Origin of the sequence: Labilibaculum euxinicum (assembly GCF_963678175.1) — a bacterium.
Taxonomy (GTDB): Bacteria; Bacteroidota; Bacteroidia; order Bacteroidales; family Marinifilaceae; genus Labilibaculum; species Labilibaculum euxinus.
The window spans coordinates 3023114-3040458 of sequence record NZ_OY782756.1 but is presented as its reverse complement, the minus strand read 5'-3'; the positions used below and the strand labels follow the sequence as shown (position 1 = coordinate 3040458).

Below are 17345 nucleotides of genomic sequence, written 5' to 3'. Positions count from 1 at the left end.
ACTATGATAAGATCTAAATATTCAATTCAAAAATTTATGAAAATGACTTTTTCATGGATGTTCCCATTCTTTTTGTTTCTTGCTGTCGTCCTGAGCGCATCACAAAATTGCTTTGCACAGGAAGATGAATTTGCAAACGATCCTGTTACCGGTACTTTTGAGTCTGGACTTCTTGGAGAAACTCAAACTACAGTAACACCATTCGCCGGCGAATTTGAATTACATATTCAACACCGTTTCGGATTAATCGAGAATGGATTGGAAGATGTTTTTGGTATTTATGCTACCTCAAACATTCGCATGGGGGTAAACTATGGTATTACAGAAAAATTCATGCTGGGCTACGGATATACTAAGGACTATAAATTGCAGGAATTCCATGGAAAATATAGATTTTTCACACAAACCGAATCCAATTCTATTCCAGTTTCTGTAGCATTATACGGAAATCTATCCATTAACTCACAAGATAAAGTTGTTTTTGGTAATGACTATGCATTCTCGGATAGATTGGGATATTTTTCTCAGTTAATAGTAGCACACAAATTTAATGATAATATCTCGTTGCAATTAGCTCCTAGTTTTACTCATTTTAATAAAACTGATTCTTTGGTTGAACACGATAAGGTGGCAATTACCTTTTCTGGAAGAGCTAAAGTTACACCTTCAATGTCTGTGTTTTTTGAATATGATCAGCCTTTAAATATTGATGATATGAGAGAATTTACCAATTCAGATCAAACCGATCCTGAAGCCAACTTAACTTTTGGTATGGAAATTGGTACTAGTACTCATGTGTTCCAGGTGTTTATGTCGAACTATGAGGGAATTACTCCACAAAGGAACATTTTATACAATAAAAATAAAATTGGAGACGGTGACTTTCTTGTAGGGTTCAATATCTTAGTAAGATTCTAGTTCATTCTCCTTAATTAAAAGAAATTAATTATGAAAAAGATGAAATTTTTTATCCTTATCGCAATTGCGGTTGTTGGATTTGCATTTACCGCACAACAGAAAAAAGCTGAAGCCTGGAAAGTACCAGCAGAATATAAAACCATGGAAAACCCATTGGCTAATGATAAAGCTAGTGTGAACACAGGAAAAATGGTTTACATGAAGCATTGTCGTTCATGTCATGGTAATGCAGGATTAGGAGACGGACCAAAAGCGGCACGTCTAAAAACATTCCCTGGTGATTTTTCAAGTGCTGAGTTCCAAGGTCAATCTGATGGTGAGATCATGTACAAAGCTATCTTCGGAAGAGATGATATGCCTAACTATGAGACTAAAATCCCTAGTAAAAAAGAAAGATGGGCTGTTGTAAACTACATGCGTACATTTAAAAAGTAATCGAAATTCGTGCAATTAAGAGGGTATAATAATTATACCCTTTTTTTCTGAAATTTTAATAAAGCCAAATTGCAACACTTAATAACTTAAGCATGAATCCAAGCAATTTTAAACATATTATTCTGATTGTTAGTTTCCTTTGTACTGTTTCTTTTGGTTTCGGGCAGGAAACAAATGAAAAAAATCAGTCTGGCAGCGACAAAAACCAAAAATGCCTTAAATGTCATGGAAATCACACATTCAAATATATGAATGAAGATTTTGGCCTTGAGATAAAAGAGGCAATGTGTAGCAATAGATTTATTGATACAATCGCTTTTGCTCAATCGAACCATGGAATGTTCAAGTGCACCGATTGCCATTCACCGGAATATGAATCATTTCCTCATGCTGGAAATTTACGAATGGGACTTATGTATGCATGTAATGATTGCCATGGTGGTGATCCTGAGTATGCTAAATTTCATTTTGATGAGATTGAAGAAGCGTTTTATGAGAGCATGCATTACAATCGGGCACCTGATGCATTCAACTGCTGGAGCTGTCATAATCCACATTCCTACAAAACACAGGCAAGCAAAGGTGGTAAAATTTCAGAAACAGTAACTTACGACAATAATATTTGTTTAAAATGTCATGCTGATATAAGTCAATTTGAATTACTTACCGAAAGGGAAAACATCAATATTCTTAAAACGCACAACTGGCTGCCAAACCAAGAACTTCATTTTAAGAATGTTAGATGCATTGAGTGTCACACACAACTAAATGACAGCCTGCTGATAAGCCACGTTGTTATGCCAAAAGAAAATGCCATTCGTGAATGCACAAAATGTCATTCCGAAAACTCGCGCTTAATGGCCAGTCTGTATAAGTACAAAAGTATGGAATCCCGCAAAAGCAATGGTTTCATTAACGCGGTAATTATAAATGAATCGTACGTTATAGGTGCGAACCGTAATAAGTATTTAAATATATTAAGTGTAATTATTTTTGGATTGGTGCTATCAGGAATTTTCATTCACACCCTTTTCAGAATCTTTAAACGTAAATAATATGGCTAGCGAAAAACTTTATTTATATCCAATTTGGATTCGTATTTGGCACTGGGTGAATGCAATACTTTTTATTACCCTTTTGGTTACCGGAGTCAGTATGCAATATTCAAATCCTGAGAATCCCCTGTTAATTTCCTTTGAACGATCTGTTGAGCTTCATAACCTTTGCGGCATTCTCATCAGTCTGAATTACCTTCTTTTTATTATTGGAAATCTGTTTACATCAAACGGAAAACAATACAAAATGAAAACTAAAGGATTATTGACAAGAATCTTCAACCAATCGGTATACTACCTTTTTGGAATGTTTAAAAAACAGGATGCACCCTACCCAATATCGGCTGAAAATAAATTTAATCCAATGCAGCGTTTTATATACTCTACCGCCATGTACGTTGGATTTCCTATTATTATTGCCAGTGGTGCTGCAATGCTATTTCCTGAAATTATTGTTCCTCAAGTATTTGGATTCAGCGGCTTATTATTAACGGCAATTGTACATGTGATTATTGGTTTTATTTTATCTCTGTTTTTGTTTATTCATTTGTATGTTTGTACGATAGGAAGTTCTATTAGCAGTAATTTTAAAAGCATGATAACAGGTTGGCATTAACAACACTATCTTAAATAAAAAACCGGATCCATTGGATTCGGTTTTTTTTGTGACTACACTTTCTGCATCATTATGCGAGATTCCAATTTATAGATAAATCTGCACAAAGGTATAATGCCAGCTCAATCATGAACGAAATTAAATTTAATGAGTAAATTTAGATACTAACCTTCATAAGTCATCTGATCATTTTCCAACAATTGGGTATAATCGAGCTTGGTTAACTCTTCAATTCAATATTTAGCTCCTTATCTGGCTTACAAGTAAATCCAGATAAAAGTATCAATGGGGCAAACCGGTTGAAGAATCTCAACTGGTTCAATATAATTTAATAAAATGGTTAATCATTTTCAGAACTTTACTTTTATAAACAGCTTCTTGTCTATAAAATATCCTTTCACAGCAAATCTCTCTTTAAATTACAACAGCTTTTGTTGCATAAAAAAAGTTGCTCAATCTTTTCAGATGAGCAACTTTTTTATTGATTATATATTTTTTGAAAAAATTTAGCTTCCTGGAGTAGGCTCTGCTTCTAATGCTTCAATAGAATTTTGTAATAAAGCTTTCACATATTTTGGATTGTGTACTCCTAAACTACGATCTTCTTCTAATCCAGCCCAGTTAAAGAATGCACGTGCCTGAACCATAGGATAAGTTCCTACTACTGGAACGTATTCTCCTGGGAGTGCAACTAATTCAATAAGACCTGTCTCTTCATTTAACTCGTAAACAGACTCCTGAGCAAACTCAACAACACCTAAACGAACTAATTCATCTCTTAGAGTTTCAAGTTGACCTTCAACAATTGATCGTACTCCTCCATAATTAAAATCTGTCTCTGTAACACCATGACATGTATTACATGCTAAAAGAGAAGGATTATATGTATGCCCTCCTTGATCATTTTCATTATCAAATTCTGCCATATGACAACCAGTACAAGAAGCCTGAGCTAAGTGAGTAGCAGAACCTGGTGCAGGATAAGCAACAGAACCTTCAATCTCAGCAAAACCAACACCTGCAACTACATTTGCCTGTGCTCCGTGGTGAGGTCCGTAATGAGTACTGGTAATTTTGTATGTATCACCTGGTTTGTCAATAATAGGCTCAGCTCTTCTAGACTGATGACAGTTAGCACACAAATTCGAATTTCCTCCTAAATCCATTGTTATTGCAGGATCGAATATTGGGTGTACAGGATCTTTTAGTCTTAAAGCAAAATCGCTGCCTCCAAACGACTCGTGTAAACCATGACATGTTGCACATTCCCATGCTGTAGGATTAGTAATATCACCAGCAACAGCACCTGTATTGGCATACTGTACAAAACCTTGATGTGAATGACATTGTGCACAACTAGCTCTTCCTCCCGCATAATCAACAGCATTGATACCACTGCTGTGAACGGACATTGCAAATTGAGCCTCAATATTAGATTTAACTTCTGTTGCATGGCAATCTAAACAGGTTGAATTCCCATCGGTTCCATCAATTCCATCTGTACCATCAGCACCTGCTGGTCCCATAGGTCCTTCTTTCGTACAACCAGCTATTAACAGAGAAATTGCAAAAACTCCAATTCCTACAAATTGAAAAAATAAGCGAGTTTTTTTCATAATAAAAAATATAAGATTAAATTTAGTAGTTCCTTTTTTGGCACAAAGAGTAGATCTCCTTATACTTTTTAAATATATATGAATGCAAATGCCTTATCAATAAATGGATGGCGAGATTTATAAACTACAGGAAAGAGGTTTGTTTTGTTTAAAAAACGAGGAATTTGGTTTTTAAATCGACATTTGTCACTCAAAGGACGATTTTTATCGCCCACACAATCAATTAGTTGATATACAGAATATTGCCACAAATACAATTGAACAAAATAATGAAATAAATTTGATTTAGAGCATAAAAAAATCAGCCGAAGCTGATTCTTATTGATAATAAATTAAAATAAGTTCTTCTAGTAATCTAATATTTCTGTTTCATTTCGCAAAATCATTCTACCATAATCACTAAGCGCACCCAATACTTCTGCTCCAGGATAAATGATAACAGGTGCAATTTTTTCAACTCTTCCTCTTATTTCTTTCACCAATGTTTCATCTTTGGCCATTCCTCCGGTTATGATTATTGCATCAACAGCATCAACTCCAAATACAGGATACATCGAACCTATTGATTTAGCAACTTGATAGGCCATTGCCGATAACACCTCTTTAGCTTTAGAATCACCTGCATCTCTCATCCTACAAACATCATATCCACTGTAAGTGTTAAAATAAGCATACAAACCACCTTCACCTGTCTGCATTTTCATCATCTCTTCCTGAGTATATTTTCCTGAAAAACACATTTGAATCATCTCTCCCATGGGCAAGCTTCCACTTCTAATCGGTGAAAACGGCCCATCACCATCGTATGCCTGATTTGAATCTACTACTCTCCCTTTTTTATGAGCTCCGATACTGATTCCTCCACCTAAGTGAGCAATAATCAGATTCAATTCTTCATATTTCTTATAAATACTCTGAGCATATTTTCTTGCACTTGTTTTCTGATCTAAAGCATGAAAAATAGAACGCTTTTTAAACTCAGGGCGACCTGTTATTCTTGCTATATCTTCTAATTCATCAACCACAACAGGGTCGGCAACAAAAGCTTCTGCACCATTAATTTGTTCCGAAATAGTGTAGGCGAGCAGTCCGCTAAGGTTCACAACGTCATTGCCGAACTCACAATTCGAAAGGTCTTTAATCATTGCCTCATTAATGCGGTAAACACCCGATTTTACAGGCTTGATAAGTCCTCCTCTGCCAATAATGACTTTTATTTCATCAATAGAAATATCATTGGCCTTTAACTCATCCATAATCACCTTTGCCCGGAATTTTGTCTGATCACAAAAGCATTTAAAATCACCAATCTCCTCTGGCTTATGGTTAATTTTCTTTAAAAAAACCGGAGAATTCATCCGATAAACAGCTATTCGTGTAAATTGCATTCGCGGATTTAAGGCAAGTATCAGTTCTCTACTCATAGTGTTAATATTAGTGTTGTTATATGATTTAAAGTTGGAGACAATTGTCTCTACCATTCGTCTTATACTCTATTTAGTTTGCATGCATTCTATTGCGATAGGTCTCAACATCCAATATACCTTGAAATAACCAATCTTTGAATTTCAGATGTTCCTTCTCCAATTTGAAGAAGACGCTGATCGCGATAAAACCTTTCTACCGGATAATCTTTCATTAAACCATATCCACCATGAATTTGAACTGCTTCGTCGGCAACTTCCTTTGCAATTTCTGAACAATACAATTTAGCCATGGCCGCTTCTTTTCCATATTCTTTCCCTGTATCTTTCAACCAGCATGCTTTGTACAACAGGTTTCTCGCTAACTCAATTTTCAATGCCATATCAGCTAGTTTAAAAGAAACAGCTTGAAATTTCGAAAGTGTTTTTCCAAATTGTTTTCTCTCTTTTGCATATGCAAGAGCCAATTCATATGCACCCTGTGCACATCCAAGGCCCATTGCGCCAATGGATAATCTTCCTGAATCCAAAGTTTTTAACATTACTTTGGATCCCATGCCACGTTCGCCCAATAGATTTTCTTTGGGTATACAACAGTTATCAAAGAACATTTCTGAAGTATCAGAAGCCCTCCACATCATTTTTCCGTGCATGGCTTTGGATGTCCAGCCGGATGTTCCCTTTTCTACAATAAAGGTGGTAAATTCTTTCTCTTTGCCATTTATTGCTGTTACTGCCTGAACTGTAACACCAGAACACAAAGGGGTTGATCCATTGGTAATAAAAATTTTCGAACCGTTAATTTCCCAACTATCTCCTATGTCTTTCGCAAATGTTTTTGATCCCCGGGAATCAGAACCAGCCTCAGATTCTGTCAATCCGAAAGCCCACAGTTCTTTGCCGGAACAAAGTCCCGGCAGGTATTTTAATTTTTGCTTTTCACTGCCAAATTCATACAATGGACCTATTCCCAGCGAATTATGAGCAGCAAGTGTAGCTGCATGCGAACCATCAACTCTTGCAATTTCCTCAACTGCAATTATATAAGACAGATAATCGGTATTGTGTCCCCCATATTTTTCAGGAAGCGTCATGCCAAACAATCCCATTTCGCCCATTTTTCGGGTTAATTCAATAGAAAACTCCTCTTTCTCGTCTAGTTCCTGAGCCAATGGTTTTATATCCCGTTCTGCAAAATCCCGAACAGCCTTTCTTATCGTATCATGTTCATCATTCAAATATGGAAACATATATATTATCTATTAGTAATTAATAATTCAGGAATGAAGAAATATGCCTGCAACTTCAATCTTTAGGCTTCCTCATTCACAAATATTAAGTTAGCAACTATCAATCATTTCGCAAATTCCATTCTAAATTTATTTTTGAAATTAATCAGATAAAATAGTCCCCAAGACTTCCTCTGGAACCACAACCTCTTGATTCAACAGTGCAGATGCAAATGTTTTACCCTGAGCATCAATCATTAATGATTTGGTTCCTCCACCGTCCAGAGCTTCATCCAATAAAAAATTCAATGCCAATAAATTGTCAATTTCGAATCTTGTGACTTTTCCTTTTGATAAGCCGAAAAACATATCTGTAATTCTTTCTGAAGTTAATTCCGTTTTTAAGAATTCATATACCGATTTAGATCGGGCCAATACACCGATATTTACGGTATCTCCTTTATCACCGGAACGGGCCAGACAAATTTCCCGAAATGGAACAGCACACATTTTTACACCTTTCTTTTTTTTCACATTCTCCTGATAAGAATTCGATGATTGTGCTGCTGCTATTTCCTGTTCATTTCCTAAAACAGAAGGTATTTCTGATGTTTCTTTAATTTCTCCATCTTCATTTAAAACATATACTATTGATGAGATACAAGTTTTTGGAATTAAAGTAGGCCAATACGTAATTACCTGCTGCATTCTTGCCCTGCCACCTGTTACGGCAACTCCCGGAGGTCCGCTTAAAATCAGCGGAGCAATACTCATAGAAAAGTCTTTGATTTTTGATACATCAGTATCATAAACAGATAAGCGCAGCAATATTTCATTGGGATCGATATCCTCAGCCAAATGCTGATGACAGGCATTGTATCCCACAAATTCAGTGTTTTTCTTTAGATAAGTATGCTTTAATCGCTCCCAAAATATTTTTTCAAACTCTTGTGCTTTAATTAAAACTTTTCCTCCGCTGATAACAATCGAGCTGGTTGCTTTGTATCCATCTTCAAACGCCATTGAAACTTTTAAATACGGCGTAGATGGATGACCTTTTGCATTCTTCACCAACACTCTATTTTCACCTTGCTTTTCCAGCACTAACTGACTAAAATCGGCAACAACATCGGGACTGATATATTGGACCGGATTGCCCATTTCGTATACCAATTGCTCGCGAATTGTGTCAATACTAATTAAACCGCCTGTGTTCTCATGTTTATAGACAGTAAACTCACCATTTTTATTCATTTCAACAATCGGATATCCCATGTTATCCCAGCGTTTTACTTTTTGCCAATCAGTAAAATTTCCTCCCGTTGATTGCGCTCCACATTCGATAATATGACCAGCCACCAAACCTGCCGCCAATTTATCCCAATCATCCAGTTTCCAGCCCAATTCATAGATCATTGGCGCCATGGTTACCGAAGTATCGGTTACGCGGCCTGCCAATATTAAATCGGCTCCGCTTTCCAAAGCTTTTAATAAAGGTGGCACACCCAAATAAATATTCGCACTTTGTATGTTTTCGAAGATATCCTTAAACTCATCTCCGGTATCCATGTTCTTAAAATTAGCTTTGGAAGGATAAAACTCATCTATCCGTTCAATGATATTATCACCTTCAACTACTGCTATTTTAATTGAAATCCCTTTCTTTTTGAGTTCCGTGAGAATTTTACGGGCACAACCTATCGGATTAATGCCTCCGGCATTTGTAATCATTCTAACACCTTTCTCTTTCATCAAATCAGCCACATCTACAATCTGATCCACAAAATCAGTAACATAGCCTAAAGATTCGTTTTTTAACTGTTGTTTACGAAGAATACTCATCGTTACTTCTGCTAAAAAATCAGAAGATATGTAATCTACATCTCCACCTTCCAACTGTCTTCTTAGTACTCCAAGGTCATCGCCCCAGAAACCACCGGCATTTGCAATTCTGATTTTATCTTTCATATTTTTTGATTTGCGTTAAATTCAAAATAATATATGCTTAATTTTCAGGTCAATATATAACCTGATCTGTTTAATCCATCATTAACTTCATCAATTCTGTTCTATTCTTAACCTGATCTCCTTCAGAAACCAATAAGTTCTCAACTTTCCCGTGAAACGGAGCCAAAATACTGTTCTCCATCTTCATTGCTTCCACAATAATCAAGACATCACCTTTAGCCACCTTCTGTCCCTCATTAACTTCAATTTTCACAACTCTGCCCGGCATCGGCGATAAAATCCTTCCATCGCCTTCTTTCTGATCAGAACCCCCAACATCTGCTATATTGGATTGAATCTCCGACCATCTCATCATTTCACGAACAATCCCCTGACAGCTCACAAAGCTCTTTCCTTCTGTATTTTTCGATTGATAAAACAGATATCTGACACCATTAAACTCCAGCATCAACTGACCATCACCAGAGGTAACATTTTCAAATACATAAGACACACCACTAATTTTTATTTCATATGGATCTTTACTGATTATTTCAATATCAAGTACTTCTTTATCTACAATTCTAAGTTTTATTCCCTGCTGTCTCCAATAGCCAATTTCTTCCCAAATTGAATTGACCTTCTTCCTTTTCAATTCAAACAAAACGAAACTGATTTGGAAAAGAGCAGCAGGTATTTCAAGTTTATCTTCCTGCATTTTTCGCATCAACTCATCATTATGATTCTGACAAAAATGTGTTGAGATTTTATTTTGCTTAAAATGATCAGTATTCAACAATGTATGCAAATACATGATGTTGTTCTTAATTCCATGTATCTCGTAATTGTGCAAGGCATGATGCAAACCTTCAATAGCCAGATCTCTGTTTTCGTCCCATACAACCAATTTCGCAATCATCGGATCGTAATCAGGATGAATTGTGCATGCCCCCACTATAGCAGAATCCAGACGCAACCGTCCATCAAACAATTTAGGTGTTTTGTAAAAACTAATTTCACCTGGTGATGGTATAAATTCATTTTCAGGATCTTCCGCATAAATTCTGGCTTCAATAGCATGACCTTTCATGTGAATATCTTCCTGTCTCAACTTTAGCTTTCGACCCGAAGCTATCGACAACTGTTTTTCCACCAAATCAATTCCTGTAATCATTTCCGTAACGGGATGTTCCACCTGAATTCTGGTGTTCATTTCCAAGAAGTAGTAATTCAAATCCTCATCAACCAAAAATTCAACTGTTCCTGCATTGGTGTAGTTCATTTCCTGAGCTAAAAAAACAGCCATATTGCCCATTTCCTTCCTCAATTCATGCGTTAAAGTTGGCGAAGGAGCTTCTTCAATCACTTTCTGAAATCTTCTCTGAATAGAGCATTCCCGCTCAAATAAATGTACCACATTTCCATGCTGATCAGCTAAAATCTGAACTTCTATATGTCGCGGATTTTGTATGTATCTTTCGATTAAAACGGTGCCATCGCCAAAATAGCTTGTGGATTCACGCGATGTCGACTCCAAAGCAGCCTGCAAGTCTTCTTTTTTATAGACGACCCGCATTCCCTTGCCACCGCCACCTGCAGCAGCTTTAATCAAAAGTGGAAACTGCATTTTTCCCGCTTCCTCTATCAATTTCACGGAGTCTCCAACAACACCTTCCAAAACCGGAACACCAATGGATTTGGCAAATTCCCGTGCATTCACCTTATTTCCCATTAACAGGATAGCATCAGCATCAGGACCAACAAAATCAATTCCATTATCGACACATAATTGTGAGAAAACAGCATTCTCAGCTAAAAATCCATATCCCGGATGAATAGCATCCGCTTTTGCTTTTCGTGCAATTTCAACGATCTGATTTAAATTCAGATATGTTTCCTGTAAATTATTTCCCCTTAAAGGATATGCCTCGTCGGCCTGCAAAACATGCTCTGCCTGCCGATCGAGTTCAGTATATAGCGCAATAGTATGAATGCCTAATTCTCTTGCTGTTCGCATGATTCTTAAGGCAATTTCGCCACGATTCGCTATTAATAGTCTTTTGTAGTACATTCAAATTCACTTAGTAATTGACAATGAATAATTATTAATTACATATTATTAATTTTTAATTATCAAGAGTCCAATTGGGTTTCCGTTTCTCCAAAAATGAACTCATACCTTCCTGTCCTTCATCTGATTGACGCAATTCTGCAATCATTTTAGCTGTATTCTCCATCGCCTGTTCATGACTCCAAACGTTCTCAACATCATAAAGCAATTGTTTGCAGGTAGAAACAGCTATAGGTCCACTCGATTTTAGCTTGGATATCAGATCCTCTAACTTTTCTTTTAGCTTCTTTTCACCAAACGACCAATTGGCCAAACCCGCTTTCTGAGCTTCTTTTCCGTTGAATCTCATGCCTGTTAGCATCAACTCCTTCGATTTGTATTCTCCAACCCGTTTCATCACGTAAGGTGATATGCAAGCGGGAACAATGCCAATTTTCACTTCGCTTAATGAGAAAACAGTATTCTTATGTGCCAGAACAAAGTCGCAGGCAGCCAATAAGCCATTTGCACCACCAATAGCAGCACCATGAACCATAGCAATCGTTGGAAACTTACAGGAATAAACAGCATTGAAGCACATTGACAGCTTATAACTCTCTAAATAGTTTTCCTGATAAGAATAATTGGCAACGCCTTTCATCCATTTCAGATCAGCTCCAGCGCAAAATGATTTTCCTTTTCCTTTCAGGATCACAACCCGAATACTGTCGTAATTCATCTTCTCAATTTCTTCGAAACAATCAATAATTTCGCCTATCATCACCTCATTAAAGGCATTGTGTATCTCGGGACGATTCAACGTGATCGTTCCTATTTTGTTTTCTATATTAAATCCTATGGTTTTAAATTCTTTCATTGTTTTTTTATTTACCCCTAAATCCCCTAAAGGGGACTTAAAAAATTCAATTACATTCTAAACACCCCAAAATCAGGCTCACCAAACTCTTTATTAACTGAAGCTGCTATTCCCATTGCCAAGACTTTTCTTGTATCAGCCGGATCTATAATCCCATCGTCCCACAAACGCGATGTACTGTAATAGGCTGAACCTTCCTCTTCATATTTTACTAAAATGCTGTTTTTCAATTGGTTTTGTTCTTCCTGTGGGAATTCCTTCCCTCTTTTCTTCAATTGTTGTTGCTTGACTTGAAGCAAAACACCAGCCGCCTGTTCACCACCCATTACTGAAATTTTGGCATTGGGCCACATAAACAACAATCTAGGCTCATAAGCTCGTCCTGCCATGGCATAGTTTCCAGCTCCAAACGAACCACCAACAATTACCGTGAATTTAGGCACCTGAGCATTTGCAACAGCATGAACCATTTTGGCTCCATCACGGGCAATCCCTTTGTGCTCATATTCTTTTCCCACCATAAAACCAGTAATATTCTGCAGAAAGATCAATGGAATCTTACGAAAACAGCACAATTCAATAAAATGTGCCGCTTTAAGCGATGTTTCAGAGAAAATAATGCCATTATTGGCTATAATACCAACCGGAAAGCCCATAATCTTTGCAAATCCAGTCACGATTGTTGGAGCATAACGCTCTTTAAACTCCTGAAAAGAACTTCCATCCACAATTCTGGCTATCAGCTCTCGGGCATCAATGGCCTTTTTCAGATCAATTGGAGCCAATCCGTACAATTCTTCAGCAGGATATGCAGGATCTTTCACTTCTTCTCTTTCCAAAGCATTTTTTCTCACTTTCGGCATCGACTCAAATATGTTTCTGCATATTTGAACTGCATGTCGGTCATCTTCAGCCAAATGATCTGCTACTCCGGAAATTGAAGTATGCATTTCAGCTCCACCCAATTCCTCTGCAGTAACATCTTCACCAGTTGCTGCCTTCACCAATGGAGGCCCGCCAATAAAAATGGTTCCTTGTCCTCTTACAATAATAGTTTCATCACTCATGGCCGGCACGTAGGCACCACCTGCGGTACACGATCCCATTACAATGGAGATTTGAGGAATTCCTTTTGCCGACATTTTCGATTGATTAAAGAAAAACCGTCCAAAATCATACTTATCAGGAAACACTTTCGATTGTTCAGGAAGAAAAACACCTCCCGAATCAACCATATAGATACATGGCAAATGATTCTCCAGAGCAATCTCCTGTGCACGAATGTGCTTCTTAATGGTTTCCTTGATGTAAGTTCCACCTTTTACTGTTGCATCATTAGCAACAATCACACACTCTCTGCCGTGAATTACACCAATACCAGTCACAATACCAGCCGAAGGAAATTGATTATCGTATTGATCGCAGGCAGCCATTGCTGAGAGTTCCAAAAATGGAGTGTTTTTATCCAATAAAAGCTCAATTCGATCTCTTACTAAAAGCTTTCCGCGCTTCAAATGACGCTCTTTGGCTTTTTCATCAACACCATGCAATATGGATGTTAACCGATGGCGGTATTCTTCCATCAATTTCCCGTAGGACTTCATATTCGCCAGGAAATCCGATGAGTTTACGTTAATTTTTGATTCTATTTGATTCAAAGCTATTTTGTTTTTTATTTCTGTTTAATCAGATCTTTTATTCTTATTTATTTTAGAGATTTTTGTTCTTAGATTTGAGATATGAGACCTACTTAACTTCTTTTAAAATCTCATTTCCAATATCTAATGATCTCATTCCGGACATACGATAGTATGTCCCTACATTACATATTTCGTCTGTATTGACCGCCAACCTCGTACAATGCATTGGTTATTTGACCAAGCGTACAAAATTTGCATACTTCCATCAGGGAGGCAAATACATTTTCATTCTTCAAGGCAGTCTCTTTCAACTCCTGCAATGCCCTTAAAGCCTTTTCCTTCTGATTCCTCTGCACCAGCTCTTTAAATTTCACCTGATTAACTTTTTCTTGCTCATCGGAACGAATTACCTCCTTGGGTTGAACCGTTGGAGAACCTTTCGAGCTTAAAAATGTATTCACACCAACAATTGGCAACTCTCCACTGTGTTTCAGACTCTCGTAAAGCAGAGATTCTGATTGTATTTTGCTCCTTTGATACATGGTTTCCATAGCTCCCAATACACCGCCGCGATCCGTTAACCGATCAAATTCTACCAGTACAGCTTCTTCCACCAAATCGGTTAATTCTTCGATGATGAATGATCCCTGCAAAGGATTCTGATTTTTGGCCAAACCAAGTTCTCTATTAATGATTATTTGTATCGCCATTGCCCTCCTTACCGACTCCTCTGTTGGTGTCGTGACAGCCTCATCGTAAGCATTCGTATGAAGCGAATTACAATTATCATAAATTCCGGTTAAAGCCTGCAATGTAGTTCGGATATCGTTGAATTCAATTTCTTGTGCGTGCAGCGATCTGCCCGAAGTTTGGATGTGATATTTCAGTTTTTGTGAGCGACTATTGGCCTTGTAAAGATATTTCATGGCCTTCGCCCATATTATTCTCGCTACCCTACCAATTACGGTATATTCCGGATCCATGCCGTTCGAGAAAAAGAAGGAAAGATTCGGTGCAAAATCATCAACCTTCATACCTCTTGAAATGTAATATTCAACCAAGGTAAATCCGTTTGATAATGTAAAAGCCAATTGAGTAATTGGGTTAGCTCCGGCCTCCGCAATATGATATCCTGAAATAGAAACCGAATAGAAATTCCTAACCTCATTTTCGATGAAATACTGCTGAATATCTCCCATCATTTTCAGAGCAAAATCAATAGAAAATATACAGGTATTCTGCGCCTGATCCTCTTTTAGCATATCTGCCTGAACCGTTCCCCGAATCTTACAAATGGTTTCTCCCTTAATTTTCTGATAAACCTCAGCAGGCAATACCTGATCTCCGGTTGTTCCTAATAACAACAGTCCCAGTCCGTTATTTTCTTTTGGCAAATCGCCTACATAGCATACTCTGTCTTTCCCAGCGAAGATTGCTTCAAGTTTTACTTTAACCTCTTCTTCCAGTCCATTTGCCCGAATGTACTTCTCACACTCCTGATCGACAGCTACATTCATGTAATAGGCTACCAACATAGGTGCCGGCCCATTAATCGTCATGGATACCGAAGTTTTCGGATCGCACAAATCGAAACCACTGTATAGTTTCTTGGCATCATCCAACGAAGCGACAGAAACACCTGCATTACCAACTTTTCCGTAAATATCCGGCCGGTAATCGGGATCAGCTCCATACAAGGTAACTGAATCGAATGCAGTTGATAATCGAACCGCAGGTTGCCCTGCAGCCAAATAATGAAATCGCTTATTCGTTCTTTCAGGCGATCCTTCTCCTGCAAACATTCTTGTTGGGTCTTCCCCTTCCCGTTTGAACGGGAAAACACCTGCTGCGTAAGGAAATTCGCCGGGAACATTTTCTTTTAGATTCCATTTTACGATATCACCCCAACTTCTGTAGCCTGGCAATACAATCTTAGGAATCCTGCTCTGTGAAAGGGTTTCAAAGTGCGTTTCCACGGATAATTCTTTACCACGAACCTTATATTTGAATATATCCTCTTTGTATCTCTTTTTCTTTTCTTCCCATGAATCTATAATATTCTGATGCTTAAAATCTTTCGAAAGATCAGTTACTTTATCAAAAAATAATCTCTTAACAGATTCTCCTTCAATAATTTTAACAGACTTATTTAAAGCATACAATTGATCTGCAATTTCAGATTGCTCTTCAGCCTTTCTATTGTATCTTCTTACCGTTTCTGAGATCTCTGAAAGGTATCTTACCCTGGCTGGCGGTACAATTTCAATTTTTTGGCTCGCCTCGAGGAGCGGTTTTCCATTCTGAGCAAAACCTGATGCATTACCTGCAATTAAAAACTCAATTAAGGCATGATAGAGCTCGTTTACGCCATGATCGTTAAATTGAGAGGCCACTGTTCCATAAACCGGCATATCGTCCGGATTTTGATCCCACAGAAGGTTGTTTCGCTGATATTGCTTTTTCACATCGCGCAAAGCATCCTGTGCACCTTGCTTGTCGAACTTGTTGATGGCAATTAAATCAGCAAAATCGAGCATATCGATCTTCTCCAACTGCGTTGCTGCTCCAAAATCAGGTGTCATTACATACACTTTCACATCGCTGTGATCCACAATTTCAGTATCCGACTGTCCAATTCCTGAACTTTCAAGGAAAATGCAATCAAATCCTGCCGATTTCATTAGAATCAAAGAATCATCAACATGTTTGGACAATGCCAGGTTTGCACGGCGTGTAGCCAAAGATCTCAAATAGATGTTTGGATGATGAATGGAATTCATGCGGATTCGATCACCGAGTAATGCGCCTCCACTCTTTTTCCTCGAAGGATCTACGGAAAGGATTGCCAGTTTCAATTCAGGATAATCAATATGAATCCTTCGAATCAATTCATCCGTTAAGGAAGACTTTCCTGCACCGCCGGTTCCTGTAATTCCAACTACCGGCGTATGATTCATTTTGACACTGTTCTTCAATTTAAGATACAAATCCGAATCCTGAAGGAGATCGTGTTCTGCCAATGTGATCAGTCTGGCTAACAAATTGACATTCTCACTGGTAATTTCTGATGCTTTTGGCAATTCAAACTCATTCAATGAATAATCCGATTTCTCCAAAACCTCATTAATCATGCCTTGCAAACCCAAATTACGACCATCATCAGGAGAATACAAACCAGCAATTCCGTAGGCTTCCAGCTCTTTAATTTCAGATGGAAGAATTACGCCGCCACCACCTCCAAAAATTTGAATGTGTCCGGCATTTTTTTGCTGCAGTAAATCATACATGTACTTAAAGAATTCCATATGTCCACCTTGGTAAGAGCTTATGGCAATGGCTTGTACATCTTCCTGAACAGCACAATCAACAATCTCTTCGGCAGAGCGGTTATGTCCCAAATGAATTACTTCAGCACCCGTAGCCTGAATAATTCGACGCATGATATTAATGGAAGCATCATGTCCATCGAAAAGCGAAGTTGCTGTTACAATCCGAACTGTATTTTTAAGCTTGTATGTCGTATTTGCTGTCATGCTTT

The 17345-nt window shown here is 37.7% G+C and carries 12 protein-coding genes; 4 read left to right on the top strand and 8 right to left on the bottom strand.

All coding sequences use genetic code 11. The annotated features are described in order from the left end of the window. Positions 1-3 precede the first annotated feature (3 nt). The 4 genes from ACY0M5_RS12040 (at position 4) to ACY0M5_RS12025 (ending at position 3024) form a co-directional block, all read left to right on the top strand. On the top strand, positions 4-918 hold the full coding sequence (locus ACY0M5_RS12040; protein ID WP_124991576.1) for a DUF5777 family beta-barrel protein: 915 nt from the start codon (positions 4-6) through the stop codon (positions 916-918). 30 nt (positions 919-948) lie between these two features. Continuing rightward, positions 949-1353, top strand: a complete 405-nt coding sequence (locus tag ACY0M5_RS12035; RefSeq protein ID WP_461629298.1) for a c-type cytochrome — start codon at positions 949-951, stop codon at positions 1351-1353. Positions 1354-1445: 92 nt separating this feature from the next. Continuing rightward, on the top strand, positions 1446-2408 hold the full coding sequence (locus ACY0M5_RS12030; RefSeq protein ID WP_156196925.1) for a cytochrome c3 family protein: 963 nt from the start codon (positions 1446-1448) through the stop codon (positions 2406-2408). 1 nt (position 2409) lies between these two features. Further along, positions 2410-3024: a cytochrome b/b6 domain-containing protein gene (locus ACY0M5_RS12025; RefSeq protein ID WP_124991574.1), complete on the top strand. Its 615-nt coding sequence runs from the start codon at positions 2410-2412 to the stop codon at positions 3022-3024. Positions 3025-3530: 506 nt separating this feature from the next. Here ACY0M5_RS12025 and ACY0M5_RS12020 read toward each other — a convergent pair. The 8 genes from ACY0M5_RS12020 to ACY0M5_RS11985 form a co-directional block, all read right to left on the bottom strand. Continuing rightward, positions 3531-4640 carry a hypothetical protein gene (locus ACY0M5_RS12020; RefSeq protein ID WP_461629297.1) on the bottom strand — a complete coding sequence of 370 codons (1110 nt, stop codon included), beginning with the start codon at positions 4638-4640 and terminating at the stop codon, positions 3531-3533. Positions 4641-4987: 347 nt separating this feature from the next. After that, a complete protein-coding gene (buk, locus tag ACY0M5_RS12015; RefSeq protein ID WP_124991572.1) occupies positions 4988-6064 on the bottom strand; it encodes a butyrate kinase in 1077 nt (358 codons plus the stop codon). A gap of 104 nt (positions 6065-6168) precedes the next feature. Then, a complete protein-coding gene (locus ACY0M5_RS12010) occupies positions 6169-7314 on the bottom strand; it encodes an acyl-CoA dehydrogenase family protein (protein ID WP_461629296.1) in 1146 nt (381 codons plus the stop codon). Between the two features lie 141 nt (positions 7315-7455). After that, positions 7456-9261 (bottom strand): acyclic terpene utilization AtuA family protein, encoded by a 1806-nt coding sequence (locus ACY0M5_RS12005; RefSeq protein WP_461629295.1) that lies wholly within the window; start codon positions 9259-9261, stop codon positions 7456-7458. A 70-nt stretch (positions 9262-9331) separates the two neighbouring features. After that, entirely contained in the window at positions 9332-11311 is a 1980-nt protein-coding gene (locus tag ACY0M5_RS12000) for an acetyl/propionyl/methylcrotonyl-CoA carboxylase subunit alpha (RefSeq protein ID WP_461629294.1), read from the bottom strand. 55 nt (positions 11312-11366) lie between these two features. After that, positions 11367-12167 (bottom strand): enoyl-CoA hydratase-related protein, encoded by an 801-nt coding sequence (locus tag ACY0M5_RS11995; protein ID WP_461629293.1) that lies wholly within the window; start codon positions 12165-12167, stop codon positions 11367-11369. 50 nt (positions 12168-12217) lie between these two features. Next, positions 12218-13825, bottom strand: a complete 1608-nt coding sequence (locus tag ACY0M5_RS11990; protein ID WP_461629292.1) for a carboxyl transferase domain-containing protein — start codon at positions 13823-13825, stop codon at positions 12218-12220. 164 nt (positions 13826-13989) lie between these two features. Next, positions 13990-17340 (bottom strand): methylmalonyl-CoA mutase family protein, encoded by a 3351-nt coding sequence (locus ACY0M5_RS11985; RefSeq protein ID WP_461629291.1) that lies wholly within the window; start codon positions 17338-17340, stop codon positions 13990-13992. Positions 17341-17345 lie beyond the last annotated feature (5 nt).